Genomic DNA, 16144 nt, shown 5'->3' with positions numbered 1-16144 from the left:
GTTCTTCGGTTGTTCTTCGGTTGTTCTTCGGTTGTTCTTCGTTGCGGGCTTAATAGGTGCTGACGTGAACCGCCAGGCTCGCCTCCACCGTTCGCTGCTCGCGAACGTTGAACTGCGCGGGCCGCAGCCTGGGCGTCGAGATCAGGTGCAGCACCAGCTGCGCACCCTGCAGCGGCGTCCCATCGCGGACCGCGACCAGCCTGTCGCCCGGGCGCACGACGCGTAGATCAGCTCCGCCCTGCCCGGGCTCTGCGGCCTCGAGCGTCTGCAACTCAACCGGCTGGCCATCGAGCAAGGCTTGCGCGACGCGCAGTTGCACATCGCCGTCGCTGCCAAAGGCAAATCCCTGCTGCCTTGGCATGCCGACAAAATTGACCACCATGGCCGCCCCGGGCTGACAGGTCGCAGTCAGCACGTGCAGGCGCTGGGGCAACTCCAGCCAAGCCGGTGGCGCGGCCAACGGCCGGCGCAACTCCCCCAGCTCGGCCCGCGCGGCGTCGAAGGCGATATGGCACTGGGCTTGGGCCTGAGCTTGGGCTTGAGCCAGGCACTGCGCGCTGAGCGCCATGGCGGTCAGTGCCAGCCACCGCCGGCCGCTCATCGCGCCAACACACTTTCATGCTCAGCGACCTGGTAGCCGTAGACGCTCGCCGGGAAAATCTTCACTCGTGCATCGGTGCCCGGGCGCTGCCCCTCCGGCAGTGGCAGGCGCTCCTGGTCACCCGGCAGCAGATAGGTTCGCGGCAGGGTCAATTCGAGTTCGCCGGGGGCAAGCAGCACCTTCTGGTGCAGGCGCACCACATAGCGGCTGGGGTTGTTCACCACCACCTGATCGCCCTCCAGCGACCATTCCAGCAAGGCCCAGGGGTCAGTCTTGCGCGGCAGGTCCGCTGGGTTGATCAGCACCGGCAGGTTCTGCGCCACCTGCAGCGCGACGCCGGCGCTGCCATCGGCCTGCTGCGGCGCGATCGACTCGAAGTTGACCCGCTGCAGGCGCTGTACCGTCAGCGGTTGCGCGTTCTGCACGATGAACCGCACCTGCTGCACCTGGCCGGCCTCGACCCGGGTGATGGGTGGATTGACCACCACCAGCTCCTCCTCGTCGCCCGCCAACCGTTCGATGGTGGTGTACAACAGGGCCGCATGGTCGTCGGTATTGGTCACCTTGATCACCCCCTCACCCTTGCCGGCGTCGATGATCACCACCGAGGTTTCCGGCACCATGCCGGCGGCCTGGGCGCCGGGGGCAATCATGAGGGTCAACAATGCCCACACGGCGGCTGACAGCCGACGGTTGGGTGCTGACGGGGGAGTCAGATTCGATTTCATGGATTCGATTTCACAGGTAGGTCAACTTGAAAGTCATGGCTTCATCGATCAGCAGTTGGTCACTGACCGCAGGCAATTTCTCGCGGCTGTTGACTACCGCGTACAGGCCCAGCCGCGAAGTCATGCGGGTATAGGACTGCGCAGTGGTGTCGCCCCATGAGAAATAGGTCGGTACCGCCGGTTGTCGTGTCAGGGTGCTCCCGGCATGGGCCGCCATCCATTCGAAATTCCCAAGGGCCTCGAGCAGCGATACCGGCGCGCTGTCACCGTCCTGCTGGCTCAGGTCGGGGCGCAACAGGTAAGCCGCCAGTACGTGCTCGGACGTGCGAATGGAAAACACATCGAGCGAGTGCGCCCCCAGATGGTTGTGCAATCCATCGGCGCCATTGAAACCGTGGGGCGTCCCATTGCTGGTGCTCAACGCGACACGAGTGGGTGCCTGGCACTCGACGCTCAGGGTGAAGTATTGCGGGGGCAAGGCTGTGGGGTGATCATCGCGGGCATCGAGGTGAATACCGCCGAAATCGATCCGGTCACCCTCGGGGAAGCCCAGAGTACAAGCGGCAGGTTGAATGGTGCCGGTCACGCTCAAGGTCGGATCGGCGGCGCTGCAATAGCCGGCGGCCAAGGCGAGGGCGAGCGCCAGACAGGGTTTGTACACGCAAGCAGGGGTCATGTCGGTTCTCGCGAATAAAGGGCGTGAAATCAGAGGTATTCCAGAAGGAAGGTCGAGTGCCCTGCCAAGGCCAGATCCTGGCCTGGAGCCGGCAGCTGCGAGCGGCGCTCGAGCACCGCTTGCAGGGTCAGGGCCGAACGAATATTGACGTAGGCAGCCGCCTGGGTCGTCGGTCCCCAGGCCAATTGCCGCAGCCCCCCGCTCACCGAGGTCAAGGGCAGATCGTTATTGATTCCCCACACAACGGCCGTGGCGTTGCGAGACAGCGGGGTGACCCTGTCACCGTCGCCAATCTGGGTAGCGGTATCGAAGCGCAGGGTGTAGCCCCCCACTGCTCGGCCATCGTGGGTCAGCGGTGTGACCCACCGGGGCGTGGTGTTCAGCTGGCCCGCCAGGTCATCGGCGATGGTGGCCGTTGCACGGGGGTACACCCGTATGGCCAGCAGTGTCGGGTTGGGGCAATCAATGGCCAAGGTCAGGTTCTGCGCCGGCAGCAGGGTGTAGTCGTCATTGGCCGCGACGGTGATGGCGCCAAAGTTGACCGCGCCCCCCTCATTGAAGGCGATGGTGCAGGCCACCGGGGCCACGCTGCCCTTGACGGCCAGGCTCGCGCTGGAGGCATGGGCCAGGCTGCTGCCCAGCAGGCAGACGGCGGTAAAGAGCCCGAGGGCGGTTGGAGGCAGATTCATCGGCAGGTCTCGATAGCGCGGACGTGCGGCGAATCTTAGGGGGGGCGTCTGGGGCGCGGAATGCGAATAATGCCGCGCGACCTGTAGGAAAAGGCGACAAAGGATCCACGAAGCTCAGGATTCGGGCTGATCGGCGGCGCGGGTGGTTGACAGGCAGCCAACCGGTCACGGACCCACCCATGAACAGCCGCAGGATAAATCCTCGCTGTAGATGGGTACGTCCGGGAGCGTTCGCCGCGCCTGATCTCTACGCTGGCTCAGGTTGAGTCAGCACCATCAAGGTCGCTCAGCGGCGCTTCATGCGGTCGATGATGACCGCGATCAGCAGGATGGTGCCGCGGATCACGTACTGGTAGAAGGTGTCGATGTTCTTCAGGTTCATCGCGTTCTCGATGATCGCCAGGATCAGCACCCCGGCGATCACGTGGCGGATCATGCCGATACCGCCGGCCAGCGACACCCCGCCCAGCACGCAGGCGGAGATCACCGTCAGCTCGAAGCCCTGGCCGATCATCGGCTGCCCGGAGGTCATGCGCGAAGCCAGGACCACGCCGGCCAGCGCACCGATCAAGCCGTGCACGGCGAAGATGATGATCTTGGTGCGATCGACGTGTACGCCCGCCAGCAGCGCCGCTTCCTGGTTGCCACCGATGGCCATGGTGTTGCGCCCATAGGTGGTGTAGTTGAGCAGCCAGCCGAAGAACACGAAGCAGACGATGGTGATCAGGATCGGCACCGGCACGCCGAACAGTTGCCCGTTGCCGAACACGAAGAATGGCGTCTGGCTGATGCCCACGGCCTTGCCGTTGGAGAAGATGTAGGCCAGGCCACGGACGATCTGCATGGTCGCCAGCGTGGCGATCAGGGCATTGATGCGCAGCTTGGCGATGACGATGCCGTTGATCAGGCCGACGATCAGGCCCATGGCCAAGGCGGCTGCCACGCCCAGGCCGACGCTGCCGGTGTCGCGCATGACCACGGCGGCGATCACCCCCGCGCAGGCGATGACCGAGCCCACCGACAGGTCGAAATGCCCGGACGCCAGGCAATAGAGCATGGTGCAGGCGGCGATGCCGGTGGTGGAGATGGCCAGGCCCAGGCCACGCATGTTCAGCGGCGAGAGGAAGTTGTCGATGAACACCGTGCACAAGAGAAAGATCGCCAGGGCCGCAAGCAGCATGACCCAGTCATCGAGGAAGCGGCGCATGTTCAGGCCCTGGCGCGGCGCCTGGAGAGTCGTTTGCTGGGACATATTCACCTCGTTCTTGTTGTCTTTGTCGTTAGGCATGATGGTTTCAGTGCCGCGTACGCGGCAGGGCCAGTTGCAGCAGGCGCGATTCTTCGGCCAGTTCGCGCGGCACTTCGCCGGTGAGCGCGCCTTCGCTCATGACCAGGATGCGGTCGGCGATGCCGATTACCTCCATCAGGTCGCTGGACACTACGATTACGGCGATGCCATCGGCGGCCAGGTTATGGATGATCTGGTAGATCTCGGCCTTGGCGCCGATGTCGATGCCGCGGGTCGGTTCGTCGAGCAGCAGCACCTTCATCGGCATCGACAGCCAGCGACCGAGAATGGCTTTTTGCTGATTGCCGCCGGAGAGGTACATGATCTGCTGGTCGGGCGATGGCGTCTTGACGTTCAGCGCGCGGATCTGCTTGGCCGCGTTGCTCTTCTCCCAGTCGCCCTGGATCAGGCAACCAAAATTGACGTGCTGGCTGCGCGCGCCGATGTTGATGTTCTCGGCGACGCTGGCCAACGGCACGATGCCCTCTTTCTTGCGATCTTCCGGGCACAGCAGGATGCCGGCGGCGATGGAGTCACGCGGTGACTTGAGCTGCAACTGCTGGCCACCCAGGCGCAGCGTGCCAGCCTTGATCGGCGAGAGCCCGGAGAGCAGGCGCAACAGTTCGGTGCGCCCTGCCCCGACCAGGCCAAAGAAGCCCAGCACCTCGCCCTTGCTCACGGAAAAACTGACCGGCTCCTGCAGGCCGTGGCCCAGCAGGCCGTTGACGCTCAGGGCTTCGCCGCGGTGTTCGCAGGCGCGGTAGTTATAGATGTCCTCGATGTCGCGGCCGACCATGCAGGTCACCAGCTGATCGTGGGTCAACTGGTCCATCTGCTCGAAGGTGCGCACGAAGCGTCCGTCCTTGAACACGGTGACGGCATTGCAGATGCGGAAGATCTCTTCCATGCGGTGCGAAACGTAGATGATCACCCGGCCCTCGTCACGCAGGCGGGCGATGATCGCCATCAAGCGTTCGATCTCGCGGGCCGACAGGCTGCTGGTCGGTTCGTCAAAGGCGATGACATGGGCATTGCGCGACATCGCCTTGGCGATTTCCACCAACTGGCGTTGACCCAGCGACAGGTCGCCGAGGCGGGTGGCGGGGTCGATCTCGTCGGCCAGGCCCTTGAGCAGTTCGGCGGCGCGACGGAACATGGCGCGGCGGTTGACCAGGCCATAGCGCGACGGCATGTGGCCGAGCAGCAGGTTTTCGGCCACGGTCATTTCCGGCACCAGGTGCAGTTCCTGGTGGATCACGGCGATGCCGCTGGCGATGCTTTCGGCGGCGGAGCGAAAGCTCAGCTCGTCGTTGCCCAGTTGCAGATGGCCGGTGGTGGGCTGATAGGCGCCGCCGAGAATCTTCAACAGGGTGGATTTGCCGGCGCCGTTCTCGCCCATCAGCGCGTGAACGGTGCCGGGGCGTGCCTCGAAAGTAATGTCGGACAGCGCGCGCACGCCCGGGAAGTTCTTGCCGATGGCGTTGAAGCGCAGGCTTTCGCCGGCGTGGGGTTGTGGGGCCATGAACCTGTCCTCTGGAACTGAAATGAAATTGGCGTGCTGCGATCGCGGGCTGCGCACGCTCCTACGGTGAAAATCCGTAGGAGCGTGCGAAGCCCGCGATGGCCTTAAATCAATTCCACAGACCGATGCCTTTCAGCACTGTCTCGAAGTTCGCGCGGGTGATGAGCGTCACGTCGCTCATGGCCGTGTACTTGGCTGGCTCGGTGCCTTTGGTCACCCAGAGGAACATGTCAGTGGCGGACTTTGCGCCCTCAATGTTCGGGCTGGGCAGCATCGAGCCGAAGAAGCCGCTGTCGGCCTTCTTCAGTTCTTCCTTGGCGTCGGTGCCGTTGATGCCCACACCGATCACATTGGCAGGCTTGAAACCGGCGCTTTCGGTGGCGCGCACGCCGCCCAGCACGGTGTTGTCGTTCATGCCGCCGATGATCAGGTTCTTGGCTGCGCTCGGCAGCTTGACCAGCGCCGAGTTGGTGGCGTCCATGGAACCAGGTACGTCGAGGGTTTTCTGTGCGGTGAAGAGAATGTGATCTTCCGGCAGGCCGGCTTTTTTCAGCGCATCGACCGAACCGTCGGTGCGTTTCTTGCCGGTGTCCAGTTCATTGAAGGTGTTGATCACGGCATAAGTATTTTGCCAGCCCTGGTCGTCCCACTTGCGATTCTTCGCTTCAGTAGCCATGGCTTCGCCCTGCTTCTGGCCGACTTCAAACGCAGCCATGCCCAGGTACGGCACGTCCTCCATGAACTTGCCATTGGCATCGACAAAACGGTCATCGACCGCCATGACCTTCATGTCGTTGGCTTGCGCCTTGGCCACGATGGCAGGGCCGAGCGAGACGTCCGGCGGGCAAATGACGAAGCCCTTGACGCCATTGGCGGCGAGGCTGTCGATGGCAGAGAGGGTTTTTTCACCGTCCGGCACGGCGATCTTGATGACGGTGAAGCCATGTTCCTTGCCGGCTTTTTCGGCGAAGGCCCATTCGGTCTGGAACCAGGGCTCCTCGGGTTGCTTGACCAGAAAACCGATCTTCGGCTGATCGGCCAGCGCCTGGGTGGCAAAACCGACCAGGCCTGCGGTCACGGCGGCACAGCACAGGGAACGAATCCCGACACGACTCAACATAGCTGACTCCTTATTTTTATTGATGAGCTACAGCGTCCAGCTTTTTCGCATTTACAGTCTTATCATAGTATCAATATGACTTCTGTAACCAAATGTCACCCGGCGAAGCGCTGCCCTGGCGAGCCGCTGACGGCCACCTCGGCCACCAGCACCGCACCGTCCAGCCGGCCATTGGCGTCGTCTGGGCAGGCGCTGGTGACGTACAGCCGGTCCAGCCCCGGACCGCCGAACGCACAGCTGGTCGGGTGGCTGACCGGCAGCTCGACGACCTGATCGACACAGCCGTCGGGGGCCAGGCGCAACAGGCAGTGACCACCCCAGCGGGCGTTCCACAGGTAGCCCTGGGCGTCCATGGCCGAACCGTCCGGGGCTCCGCGCGGGTGCTTGGCCAGCCACGGTTGGCGCTGGCCAAGGCCTTCGTCGGCGTCGATCGGGTAGCGGTAGATGATGCCGTCAAGGCTGTCGGCACTGAGCAGCGCCGCGTTGTCACGGGTCCATTGCAGGGTGTTGACGATGCCCAGGCCCGCCAGCAGCTGGGTGGCGCTGCCGTCGACGTCGATGCGAAACAGCCCGCCGGAGCGGCGCTCGAGCGGCAAGTCGCCGCCCTCGGCATCGAGGTTGTTCTGCATGGTGCCCAGCCACAGCCGGCCACGCTCGTCGCAACGGGCGTCGTTGGCCCGGTTGCCCGCCACGGGGTCCGCCTGCACCAGCAGGTTCAGGAACGGCGCTGTGCTGGTCGAGTTCAGGTCCAGGCGGTACACGCCACTGGCCAGGGTCACCAGGGCATCGCCGCGCACGGTGGGGATGATGGCCGACACCGGTTCGCTGAACTGCCAGTGGCGCTGGCCATCGGCGGCCAGCCGCCAGGCCTGGAGCGCGGCGATGTCGACCCAGTACAGGGCTTGCTGCTCGGCGTCCCAATGCGGGCCTTCGGCCAGCTTGAAACGCTGCGGGGTGATGGGCTGCCAATCCATGTAACTCTCGCTTGCCGTTATTGTTCTTGTCTGCTGCGTCTAGCGGTAGTGCTCGGAAATCGTTGTCGCGGCCCGCTCGATCAGGCTCATGCAGGCCCACACGCCACGCGCCGGATCACGGCTGGCAATGGCCTTGGCCAACTCCTCGTGCAGCGGCAGCGTCTTGCCCAATTCATCGGGCACCGCCGAGGACACCTCAAAGGAGATGGCCAGCAAGGCGCCCAGAGCAGGCAACATCTGCTCGATGAATTGATTATGGCTGGCCGCCAGCACCGCCTCATGAAACTGTTGGTCAGCGTGGTTGTAGCTGTCCTTGTCATCCATCGATGCCGCCAACTGCCGATACGCCTGCTCGATCGCCAGGATCTGTGCCGGGGTTGCCCGTTCGCAGGCCCAGCGCACGGCCATCGGCTCGATGGCGCGGCGCAGGTCGAGCAAGTCCATGACGAAATTCTCAGGCAAGCCCTCCTCGGCCAGCCAGCCCACGACCTGCGGGTCGAACAGGTTCCAGCCGCGGACCGGCAGTACCCGCGTGCCGACCTTCGGCCCAACCTCTACCATGCCCTTGGCCACCAAGGTCTTGATCGCCTCGCGTACAACGGTACGGCTGACGCCGAACTCCTCGCACAGCTGCGCCTCGACCTTCAACGTCTGCCCGGGCAGCACCGCCCCGGAGGCGATCCAGGCGCCCAGCCGATCGACGGTGGCGGCATGCACATTGTTCGACATCCTGACCTCACGACACTACAGGGGGGATTAATCCGCCTAACGCTAATCATCATATGATTGGCTGTCAAAGGGGATTTCTCACCACCGCTGGTCGAGGTGCAGAGGTCGGCGCCGCTTGCCTGGTAAATAGTATTACCATTTATTTTCACAGACGTCGAATATCGGCTATAAATCCTTTTCTCGGTCATGCGCAACGCGCATCGCCGGCCCCGTGACCGAGTGCAAAGCGACCGCAACAGCGCGGTCACATGAATGACCTTCGATAAGCAATCCCAATAATAAAAACGCGAGGAAAGCTCCATGACCCGAACCCTCCCCCTGCTCTCTGCCCTTGGACTGTCTCTGATGCTCAACACCCTCTCCGCCCAGGCCACCGGCCTGACCAGCCAGCGCAGCGAGTTCGGCAAACTGGACGATGGCACCGCCATCGACAAGATCACCCTGACCAATTCCCATGGCATGCAAGCCAGCGTGTTGACCTGGGGCGGCGTGCTGCAGTCGCTGGTAGTGCCGGACAAGCACGGCAAACCGGCCGACGTGGTGTTGGGCTTCGACGACATCCAGGGCTACCGCGCCAACCCCACCGTGTATTTCGGCGCCACCATCGGCCGCTTCGGCAACCGCCTGGCCGACGGAAAGTTCAGCCTCGACGGCAAGCAATACCAGGTACCGCAAAACGACAAGACTAATGCGCTGCACGGCGGCACCCAAGGCTTCGACAAGCATGTGTGGAAGGCCGAGGCGGTAAAGAGCAACGGCTGGGTCGGGGTGAAACTGACCTATGTTTCCGTTGATGGCGAAATGGGTTTTCCTGGCACCCTCACGACCCAGGTGACCTACAGCCTCAACGAAAAGGATGAGCTGCGCATCGAGTACCATGCCACCACCGACAAACCGACGGTGCTCAACCTGACCAACCACAGCTACTTCAACCTGGCCGGTGCGGGCAACGGCGATGTGCTCAAGCAGGTGGCCATGTTGCATGCGGCGCACTACACGCCGGTTACCGAAAAGCTCATTCCAACCGGTGAACTGGCGCCAGTGGCCGGCACGCCCATGGACTTCCTCAAACCCACGCCGATCGGCAAGAACATCCATGCCGATCATCCGCAGCTGAAGTTTGCCGAACCCAAACAGGGCGGCTTTGACTTCAACTGGGCACTGGACACCGGTGGCGACGTGAAGCAATTGGCGGCCCAGGTCAGCGATCCCGAATCGGGTCGCCGCCTGCAGCTCTACACCACCGAGCCGGGTGTGCAGTTCTATACCAGCAACTTCCTCGATGGCAGCGTGCACGGCAAGGGCGGCAAGATCTATTCACACTGGGGCGGTTTCACCCTGGAAACCCAACACTTTCCCGATGCGCCGAACCAGCCGAACTTCGCCAGCACTCGACTTGACCCAGGCAAGGCCTACACCCAGACCACGCTGCTGAAGTTCAGCGCGCAATAAATCCGATGCAAAAAAAAAGCCACCGCACGCAAGTGAGGTGGCGAAAACTTAACCAAAGAGAGTTCGAAGGGAGAGCACGCCTGAAGTGCCACGCGGGGGAAGAGTTGGGCACTTCAGGCTTGTTCGTTCTTCGAGACAAACTTTACCACCGGGATTGCGCCTTGAAGTATTGACTGTGTCGATAGTGACTATCGACCGGCTGTCATCCATCGTTGCGGCACATCCGTTGGTGTCCATTGTCGAGGTGGGTCGAGGGGACAGCCTATCGGCAATGACATTCAGATCGAACGCCGCCGGTAATCCCGATACCGCGGGAACCAGAAATTGCGTTCGATCGCTTCATGCAGCTGCTCGTCGCTGGTCTCCAGGGCCACCGCCTGCTTCTGGGCCTGCTTGGCTACCGCGAAGGCAATCTTGCGGCTAACCTTCTGAATGTCGCGCAGCGGTGGCAATACCGCATCGCCCTCCCCGGTGACTACCGGCGAACACTCGGCCAAGGCATTGGAGGCCGCCATCAGCATCTCTTCGGTGATGCGCGTAGCCTTGGCAGCGACCACACCCAGGCCAATCCCCGGAAAGATATAGGCGTTGTTGCATTGGGCGATATGCACCCGGCGGTCGCCCAGCTGCACCGGCGCGAACGGGCTGCCGGTGGCGACCAACGCCTGGCCGTCGGTCCACTCGAGGATCTCGGCGGGGGTCGCCTCGACCCTGGAGGTCGGGTTGGACAATGGCATGATCAGCGGCTGCGGGCAGTGCCGGACCATTTCCCGGATCACCTGCTCGGTGAACAGGCCCTTCTGCCCGGACACGCCGACCAGGATGGTGGGCTTGGCGCGACTGACCACCTCGGCCAGTTCGAAGCCGTTGGCGCCACCCTCCCACCCGGCCAGGTCATCGCGCTGCTGCGCCAGGCGCGCCTGGAAGTCGTGCAGGCCGGACATCTGGTCGGTCAACAGGCCATTGCGGTCGACCATGAAAATGCGTCGGCGCGCCTCGCGCTCGGACAAACCCTCGATCTGCATCGCGGCGACAATGTGCTCGGCGATGCCGCAGCCGGCTGAACCCGCACCGACAAAGGCCACCACCTGCTGGCCGAGCTGCTCGCCCTTGACCTTGCAGGCAGCGAGCAAGGTGCCCACGGCTACCGACGCAGTGCCCTGGATATCGTCGTTGAAGCAGCACAGGCGCTGGCGATAGCGCTCGAGCAACGGCATGGCGTTGGTCTGGGCAAAGTCCTCGAACTGCAGCAGTACATCTGGCCAGCGGCGTTGCACGCCTTTGATGAACAGCTCGATGAACTCGTCGTAGTCCTTGCCAGTGATGCGCGGATGACGCCAGCCCATGTACATGGGGTCGTCCAGCAGCGTCTGATTGTTGGTGCCGACATCCAGCACGATCGGCAGCGTGTAGGCCGGGCTGATGCCACCGCAGGCGGTATAGAGCGACAGCTTGCCAATGGGAATGCCCATGCCGCCGATGCCCTGGTCACCCAGGCCGAGGATGCGCTCGCTGTCGGTGACCACGACGATCTTGACCTTGTCCTTGGTCGCGCTGAAGAGGATTTCGTCGATCCGCTCGCGATCCGGCCAGGCGATGAACAACCCGCGGTGGGTGCGGTAAATGCTGGAAAACTCCTGGCACGCCTGGCCAACGGTCGGCGTGTAGATGATCGGCAGCATTGCCTCCAGGTGCGACTCCAGCAGGCGAAAGAACAGCGTCTCGTTGTTGTCCTGGATGGAGCGCAGGTAGATGTGCTTGTCCAGGTCGGTGGCGCACTGGGTGTACTGGTGGTACACGCGCGCCACTTGCTCTTCGATGCTCTCGACGTTCTGCGGCAGCAGGCCGACCAGGTTGAAATCGATACGCTCCTGCGGGCTGAAGGCACTGCCTTTGTTCAGTAGAGGCGTCTCGAGCAGCGCGGGGCCGGAATAATGGATGTACAGCGGGTGGGAACTCATGGGGTCACCTTGTCATTACTGCTGGCAGGTCATTGGCGAAGCTTGCGCTCGATGGCCGCGTCCGCGCGCTCCAGGGTCTCGGCGTCCTGCTCGTCGCGCTTGATCGAGGTGGGGGTGATCACTTCGTCGACGTCGTGGGTGGACGGGTCGCGGTTTTCCAGGTCGCGCTCCACCACATTCACCGGTTTGCCGGAACTGTCTTCGGTCTGGCCATTGGGCTGGCTTTGTTTGTATTCGCTGCTCATGACAATAGTCCTTCTCGTTCGTGTGTGCCCGTTAGAGATCGCAATACAGATGGGAGTTCAGGCCGCAAGCGTGAGTGGCAAGACGCCATACCGTTCGTCCGCCGAAAAATACAATCTCTGAACCTCGCCAATCATGCAGTCACCTATATCCCAACAGGCGCCAACTACGACCTGCCCGATTTCGAGACCACGCGCTATCCCCTTTCAAGAGCGACAACGCCAGGAGAAATTTCATGAAAGCCATCGTCTACAACGGCCCCCGTGACGTCAGCGTGCAGGACGTGCCGGACGCGCGCATCGAGAAACCCACCGACGCTCTGGTGCGCGTCACCACCACCAACATCTGCGGCTCCGACCTGCACATGTACGAAGGCCGCACCAGCATGGAAACCGGCCGGGTGTTCGGCCATGAAAACCTTGGCGAAGTCATCGCCGTGGGTGCTGGCGTCGACCGCATCAAGGTCGGCGACCGGGTTTGCCTGCCGTTCAATATCGGCTGCGGTTTCTGCGAAAACTGCGAGAAAGGCTTGACCGGCTTCTGCCTCACGGCCAACCCGGGCAGCGCGGGCGCGGCCTACGGCTTCGCCGACATGGGCCCGTATCAGGGCGGGCAAGCTGAACTGCTGCGCGTGCCCTACGCCGATTTCAACTGCCTGCTGCTGCCCGAAGACGCCCAGGAGAAGGAAGATGACTACGTGATGCTGTCGGACATCTTCCCCACTGGCTGGCACGCCACCGAACTGTCCGGGTTGCGCCCCGGTGAAAGCATTGCCATCTACGGCGCCGGCCCCGTGGGCCTGATGGCTGCCCATTCGGCAATGATCAAGGGCGCCTCGCAGGTGTTCGTCGTGGACAATCATCCTGACCGCCTGCAACTGGCCCGGCGCATGGGCGCGACGCCGGTCAATACGGCCGACGCCGACGCCGTCGAGCAGATCATGAACCTGACCCACGGTAAAGGCACCGACCGCGGTTGCGAATGCGTGGGCTATCAGTGCTGCGACCGCCACGGCCACGAGGCCAATCACGTGACCATGAACAGCCTGGTGGCCTCGACCAAGCCCACCGGTGGCATCGGCGTGGTCGGCGTGTTCGTGCCCCAGGACCCGGGGGCCACGAGCGACCTGGCCAAGGAAGGCAAGATGGCCTTCGATTTCGGTCAGTTCTGGTTCAAGGGCCAGCAGATTCGCACCGGCCAGGCCAACGTCAAGGCCTACAACCGCCAGCTGGCCGAACTGATTCACCACGGCCGGGCGAACCCTGCACAAATCATCTCGCACCGCCTGAAACTGGCCGAAGGCCCGGACGCCTACAAGCACTTCGACGCCCGCGACGAAGGTTGGACCAAGGTCATCCTCAAGCCTGCCGCCTGACCGATTGCCATACGGACGGCGCCGGGGGGCGCCGGCCGAGCCCATGACTCATTGAAGAGAAGCCACTATGCCCCAGAACATTCCCTACAAGACCCATCCACTGCGGTCCGCTTTCGTCATTCTGGCCGCGGTCAGCGCCGCGCTGGCGTTGTCCGCCTGCGCCCGCGACCCGGAGAAACACTCGCTGTCGGAGCTCGCCGTCAGCGGCACCAAAAGCATGTTCCGCACCGATTCGGACATGCAGACCGTCCTCAACAAAATGACCAGTTTCGATGGCAAGGCGGTGGAGAAGTCGACCCCGCAGGAAGCCCGCCAGCAGCCGACCATCGCCGACGCGGTCAAGGGCGTGCTGACCGATCAGAAACGTGACACCTCGCCCAGCTCGCTGGTACCCGGGGTCACGGCCACCGATCGCACGGTCGCCGGCGCCGCCGGTAACCTGCCAGCCACGGTATACACACCCGCAGGCGCCGGTCCCTTCCCCGTGGTGCTGTACTTCCATGGCGGCGGTTGGGTGATCGCCGATCGCAAGGTGTATGACGGTGGCGCACGCGGGCTGGCCAAACAGGCCAACGCCATTGTCGTGTCGGTGGACTACCGCGAAGCACCGGAATACAAATTCCCGGCGGCCCACGACGACGCCCTGGCGGCCTACCGCTGGGTCGCCAACAATGCCGCCTCTTTGAATGGTGACCCCAAGCGGCTGGCCCTGGCCGGGGAAAGTGCCGGCGGCAACCTCGCCGTCGCCACCGCGGTGGCCGCGCACCAGGCTGGCCTGACGGCGCCTCGGCACGTGCTGGCGGTTTACCCGGTGGCCCAGACCACCACCACGACGGCGTCGTACATGAAGTACGCGGACGCCGTGCCGCTCAACCGGCCAATGATGCTGTGGTTCGTTGCACACGTTACCAAAAGCGCCGCCGACCTCAAGGATCCACGCCTGGACCTGATCCATGCCGACCTTACAGGCCTGCCGCCCGTGACCTTGATCAACGCCGAGATCGACCCGTTGCAGGATGACGGCGCGCAGCTGGAAACTGCCCTGCGCAGCGCCGGCGTGCCGGTGGAGCGCAAGCTCTACACCGGGGTGACCCATGAGTTCTTTGGCACCGCCGCCGTGGTGGCCAAGGCTCAGCAGGCGCAGGAATACGCCGGGCAGCGCCTCAAGGCCGATCTAACCAAGTAAGACAAGGCAAAATGGGCCCGCAGTCATTGCGGGCCTTTTTATGCGCCGCCATTGACGGCTGATGCCCTGTGACCCGCCCGATCGATCACTCGCTGGCCTTGAACACCAGTTCGCCTTTGCGGAACTTGGCAGCCTTGCTGGTGGCGGCCTTGAGAATCTTTGCCAGCCCTAGTTGGATCTGCTCGTTGGCAGCAAATACCAACACCACCGTCTGGCCTTCCTTGAACACGATGCCATTGCCTTGCGCCGTACTGACGAAGGCATATTCACCCAGGCCATAAACGGCCAGCTTGATGTCGCGGAACTTGATCTCGAACTTGCCGCCTTCGCGGCTGGCCAATACGGCGGCGCGAAAATGGTCGCCGACTTTCAACTCAAGGCCCGGCTTGTCATCGACGACCAAGGCACTCTCGGTGTCGATCTCAGCCATGTACAGACCTTCGGCGGTCTGTTCGGTGATGTAGACGAAGCGTGATTGAAACAACTTGACCAACTTCGCCCGCAAGTCACCCAGCACGAACAGTGCGTGCATTTCCAGATTGCTTACAGCCAATGAAAAATCCTCGAAACAGAACGATACGGGCACAGGGCCAAATGCTCGATCGCGGCAATGGCGAACGACTGGCTGGAATAGATGACAGGGTATGGATAGACCGCTGGCGGCCCAATACAGGATGCAACGGCGCATTCTAGCGTTTTGCGCGCCGCGCAATCCAGTTGCCGCCGGTCTTTTTACCGACCGATCGAGGTCAAGTCCCCCGCTTGGCCGTCGATATTACAAGTGTCGATATACCACTCTGCCTCGCCGGAGGCCAAGATGCTTGAAATCAATGCGACCAGTAGCACACTTTTTCTCTACAACGGCATCAGCGAAGAGGACGGCGCCGCCGCCGACCTGATCCTCGCCGCTCGCGCCCAGGCCCAGGCCCAGCAGGCGCGCAAGGACGACAGCGAGGCTGCCAGCCGCCGCCTGGAGCGCGTGCACAACCGCAAGGTTGAACAGATGCACAGCCAGATTCGTCGCGAGCAGGCCCGCCTGCTCGCGGCCAAGGCGGCGAAATACGACAACGACCTGCAGCGCCAGGCGGCCATTCGCGATGCGCACGCCGGCATGCTGGCCGCGCACATGGCGCTCAAACTGGTGACCGAGCCGCCGGCATCAAGCCAGAGCACGGAAATTCTGGTGACCAGCGTCTGAGCACGAGGGTCGATCGAACTCCTGGCGCGGTTGCGTCTCAGATGTTCTGAGACACACCACGCAACATTCGGCCGTGAGCCGAACACAGGAGACAATATGGAAAGTTCGACCGATACCCCGGACCTGAAGCTGCTATTCGATCAATTGGGGCTCGATTCCGAAGGCCATGCCATCGACGACTTCATCGACGCCCACCAGTTGCCCGATGACATCAAGATCTCCGAAGCCAGCTTCTGGACACCCACCCAGAAGAAACTGCTGGCCGACAGCATCCGCGACGACGGTCCATGGGCACCGATCGTGGACGAGCTCAACGCGCGCCTGCACGAGGCGCCTCAGGTCGGCAACCAGGTCTGACCTCAAGCGACGGCCTAAAGCTCGGGGGCTCTGCGCCCTCCCATG

The 16144-nt window shown here is 63.0% G+C and carries 17 protein-coding genes; 5 read left to right on the top strand and 12 right to left on the bottom strand.

What is annotated here, in order from left to right:
* Positions 1–49: 49 nt before the first annotated feature.
* The 9 genes from SFA35_RS11300 to SFA35_RS11260 form a co-directional block, all read right to left on the bottom strand.
* Positions 50–601 (bottom strand): hypothetical protein, encoded by a 552-nt coding sequence (locus SFA35_RS11300; RefSeq protein WP_320578306.1) that lies wholly within the window; start codon positions 599–601, stop codon positions 50–52.
* Positions 598–1329 (bottom strand): fimbria/pilus chaperone family protein, encoded by a 732-nt coding sequence (locus SFA35_RS11295; RefSeq protein ID WP_320578304.1) that lies wholly within the window; start codon positions 1327–1329, stop codon positions 598–600. The genes SFA35_RS11300 and SFA35_RS11295 overlap by 4 nt, the downstream gene beginning before the upstream one ends.
* 10 nt (positions 1330–1339) lie before the next feature.
* Positions 1340–2005: a DUF1120 domain-containing protein gene (locus SFA35_RS11290; protein WP_320578302.1), complete on the bottom strand. Its 666-nt coding sequence runs from the start codon at positions 2003–2005 to the stop codon at positions 1340–1342.
* Positions 2006–2034: 29 nt separating this feature from the next.
* Positions 2035–2694 (bottom strand): DUF1120 domain-containing protein, encoded by a 660-nt coding sequence (locus SFA35_RS11285; RefSeq protein WP_320578300.1) that lies wholly within the window; start codon positions 2692–2694, stop codon positions 2035–2037.
* Positions 2695–2980: 286 nt separating this feature from the next.
* The gene (araH, locus tag SFA35_RS11280; RefSeq protein WP_320578976.1) at positions 2981–3946 is read right to left on the bottom strand and encodes an L-arabinose ABC transporter permease AraH; all 966 of its coding nucleotides are present in this window, start codon (positions 3944–3946) and stop codon (positions 2981–2983) included.
* A 43-nt stretch (positions 3947–3989) separates the two neighbouring features.
* A complete protein-coding gene (gene araG, locus SFA35_RS11275) occupies positions 3990–5504 on the bottom strand; it encodes an L-arabinose ABC transporter ATP-binding protein AraG (RefSeq protein WP_320578299.1) in 1515 nt (504 codons plus the stop codon).
* Between the two features lie 109 nt (positions 5505–5613).
* The gene (locus SFA35_RS11270) at positions 5614–6624 is read right to left on the bottom strand and encodes a substrate-binding domain-containing protein (protein ID WP_320578297.1); all 1011 of its coding nucleotides are present in this window, start codon (positions 6622–6624) and stop codon (positions 5614–5616) included.
* A 95-nt stretch (positions 6625–6719) separates the two neighbouring features.
* A complete protein-coding gene (locus SFA35_RS11265; protein ID WP_320578295.1) occupies positions 6720–7598 on the bottom strand; it encodes an SMP-30/gluconolactonase/LRE family protein in 879 nt (292 codons plus the stop codon).
* Positions 7599–7637: 39 nt separating this feature from the next.
* Positions 7638–8327, bottom strand: a complete 690-nt coding sequence (locus SFA35_RS11260) for a FadR/GntR family transcriptional regulator (RefSeq protein ID WP_320578292.1) — start codon at positions 8325–8327, stop codon at positions 7638–7640.
* Between the two features lie 300 nt (positions 8328–8627).
* Here SFA35_RS11260 and SFA35_RS11255 point away from each other — a divergent pair, with 300 nt between their 5' ends.
* Positions 8628–9779 carry an aldose epimerase family protein gene (locus SFA35_RS11255; RefSeq protein ID WP_320578290.1) on the top strand — a complete coding sequence of 384 codons (1152 nt, stop codon included), beginning with the start codon at positions 8628–8630 and terminating at the stop codon, positions 9777–9779.
* 278 nt (positions 9780–10057) lie between these two features.
* Here SFA35_RS11255 and SFA35_RS11250 read toward each other — a convergent pair whose 3' ends face one another.
* Both SFA35_RS11250 and SFA35_RS11245 read right to left on the bottom strand, forming a co-directional pair.
* A complete protein-coding gene (locus SFA35_RS11250) occupies positions 10058–11740 on the bottom strand; it encodes an NAD-dependent malic enzyme (RefSeq protein WP_320578288.1) in 1683 nt (560 codons plus the stop codon).
* Positions 11741–11769: 29 nt separating this feature from the next.
* Complete coding sequence (locus SFA35_RS11245) at positions 11770–11985, bottom strand: hypothetical protein (RefSeq protein ID WP_320578286.1); 216 nt, start codon at positions 11983–11985, stop codon at positions 11770–11772.
* 233 nt (positions 11986–12218) lie between these two features.
* On the opposite strand from SFA35_RS11245, the gene SFA35_RS11240 reads away from it, so the two are divergent.
* On the top strand, positions 12219–13358 hold the full coding sequence (locus SFA35_RS11240; protein WP_320578284.1) for a glutathione-independent formaldehyde dehydrogenase: 1140 nt from the start codon (positions 12219–12221) through the stop codon (positions 13356–13358).
* A gap of 67 nt (positions 13359–13425) precedes the next feature.
* Positions 13426–14544: an alpha/beta hydrolase gene (locus SFA35_RS11235; protein ID WP_320578282.1), complete on the top strand. Its 1119-nt coding sequence runs from the start codon at positions 13426–13428 to the stop codon at positions 14542–14544.
* 85 nt (positions 14545–14629) lie between these two features.
* Here the strand turns inward: SFA35_RS11235 and SFA35_RS11230 are convergent, their stop codons facing one another.
* Positions 14630–15097, bottom strand: a complete 468-nt coding sequence (locus SFA35_RS11230) for a hypothetical protein (protein ID WP_320578281.1) — start codon at positions 15095–15097, stop codon at positions 14630–14632.
* Positions 15098–15361: 264 nt separating this feature from the next.
* On the opposite strand from SFA35_RS11230, the gene SFA35_RS11225 reads away from it, so the two are divergent.
* Together SFA35_RS11225 and SFA35_RS11220 are read left to right on the top strand one after the other, a co-directional pair.
* Positions 15362–15742: a hypothetical protein gene (locus SFA35_RS11225; RefSeq protein ID WP_320578278.1), complete on the top strand. Its 381-nt coding sequence runs from the start codon at positions 15362–15364 to the stop codon at positions 15740–15742.
* A gap of 96 nt (positions 15743–15838) precedes the next feature.
* Entirely contained in the window at positions 15839–16099 is a 261-nt protein-coding gene (locus SFA35_RS11220) for a DUF2789 family protein (protein WP_320578276.1), read from the top strand.
* Positions 16100–16144 lie beyond the last annotated feature (45 nt).

The organism is Pseudomonas sp. HR96, from assembly GCF_034059295.1.
GTDB lineage: Bacteria > Pseudomonadota > Gammaproteobacteria > Pseudomonadales > Pseudomonadaceae > Aquipseudomonas.
This window is presented reverse-complemented; position numbering and strand designations above follow the sequence as displayed.

Excerpts from the sequence above, each read along its gene's own strand:
- SFA35_RS11245 (WP_320578286.1), bottom strand. The coding sequence starts at position 11,985 with ATGAGCAGCGAATACAAACAAAGCCAGCCCAATGGCCAGACCGAAGAC.
- SFA35_RS11270 (WP_320578297.1), bottom strand. The coding sequence starts at position 6,624 with ATGTTGAGTCGTGTCGGGATTCGTTCCCTGTGCTGTGCCGCCGTGACC.
- SFA35_RS11265 (WP_320578295.1), bottom strand. The coding sequence starts at position 7,598 with ATGGATTGGCAGCCCATCACCCCGCAGCGTTTCAAGCTGGCCGAAGGC.
- SFA35_RS11240 (WP_320578284.1), top strand. The coding sequence starts at position 12,219 with ATGAAAGCCATCGTCTACAACGGCCCCCGTGACGTCAGCGTGCAGGAC.
- SFA35_RS11250 (WP_320578288.1), bottom strand. The coding sequence starts at position 11,740 with ATGAGTTCCCACCCGCTGTACATCCATTATTCCGGCCCCGCGCTGCTC.
- SFA35_RS11290 (WP_320578302.1), bottom strand. The coding sequence starts at position 2,005 with ATGACCCCTGCTTGCGTGTACAAACCCTGTCTGGCGCTCGCCCTCGCC.
- araH (WP_320578976.1), bottom strand. The coding sequence starts at position 3,946 with ATGTCCCAGCAAACGACTCTCCAGGCGCCGCGCCAGGGCCTGAACATG.
- SFA35_RS11255 (WP_320578290.1), top strand. The coding sequence starts at position 8,628 with ATGACCCGAACCCTCCCCCTGCTCTCTGCCCTTGGACTGTCTCTGATG.
- SFA35_RS11225 (WP_320578278.1), top strand. The coding sequence starts at position 15,362 with ATGCTTGAAATCAATGCGACCAGTAGCACACTTTTTCTCTACAACGGC.
- SFA35_RS11285 (WP_320578300.1), bottom strand. The coding sequence starts at position 2,694 with ATGAATCTGCCTCCAACCGCCCTCGGGCTCTTTACCGCCGTCTGCCTG.
- araG (WP_320578299.1), bottom strand. The coding sequence starts at position 5,504 with ATGGCCCCACAACCCCACGCCGGCGAAAGCCTGCGCTTCAACGCCATC.
- SFA35_RS11295 (WP_320578304.1), bottom strand. The coding sequence starts at position 1,329 with ATGAAATCGAATCTGACTCCCCCGTCAGCACCCAACCGTCGGCTGTCA.
- SFA35_RS11260 (WP_320578292.1), bottom strand. The coding sequence starts at position 8,327 with ATGTCGAACAATGTGCATGCCGCCACCGTCGATCGGCTGGGCGCCTGG.
- SFA35_RS11235 (WP_320578282.1), top strand. The coding sequence starts at position 13,426 with ATGCCCCAGAACATTCCCTACAAGACCCATCCACTGCGGTCCGCTTTC.
- SFA35_RS11220 (WP_320578276.1), top strand. The coding sequence starts at position 15,839 with ATGGAAAGTTCGACCGATACCCCGGACCTGAAGCTGCTATTCGATCAA.
- SFA35_RS11300 (WP_320578306.1), bottom strand. The coding sequence starts at position 601 with ATGAGCGGCCGGCGGTGGCTGGCACTGACCGCCATGGCGCTCAGCGCG.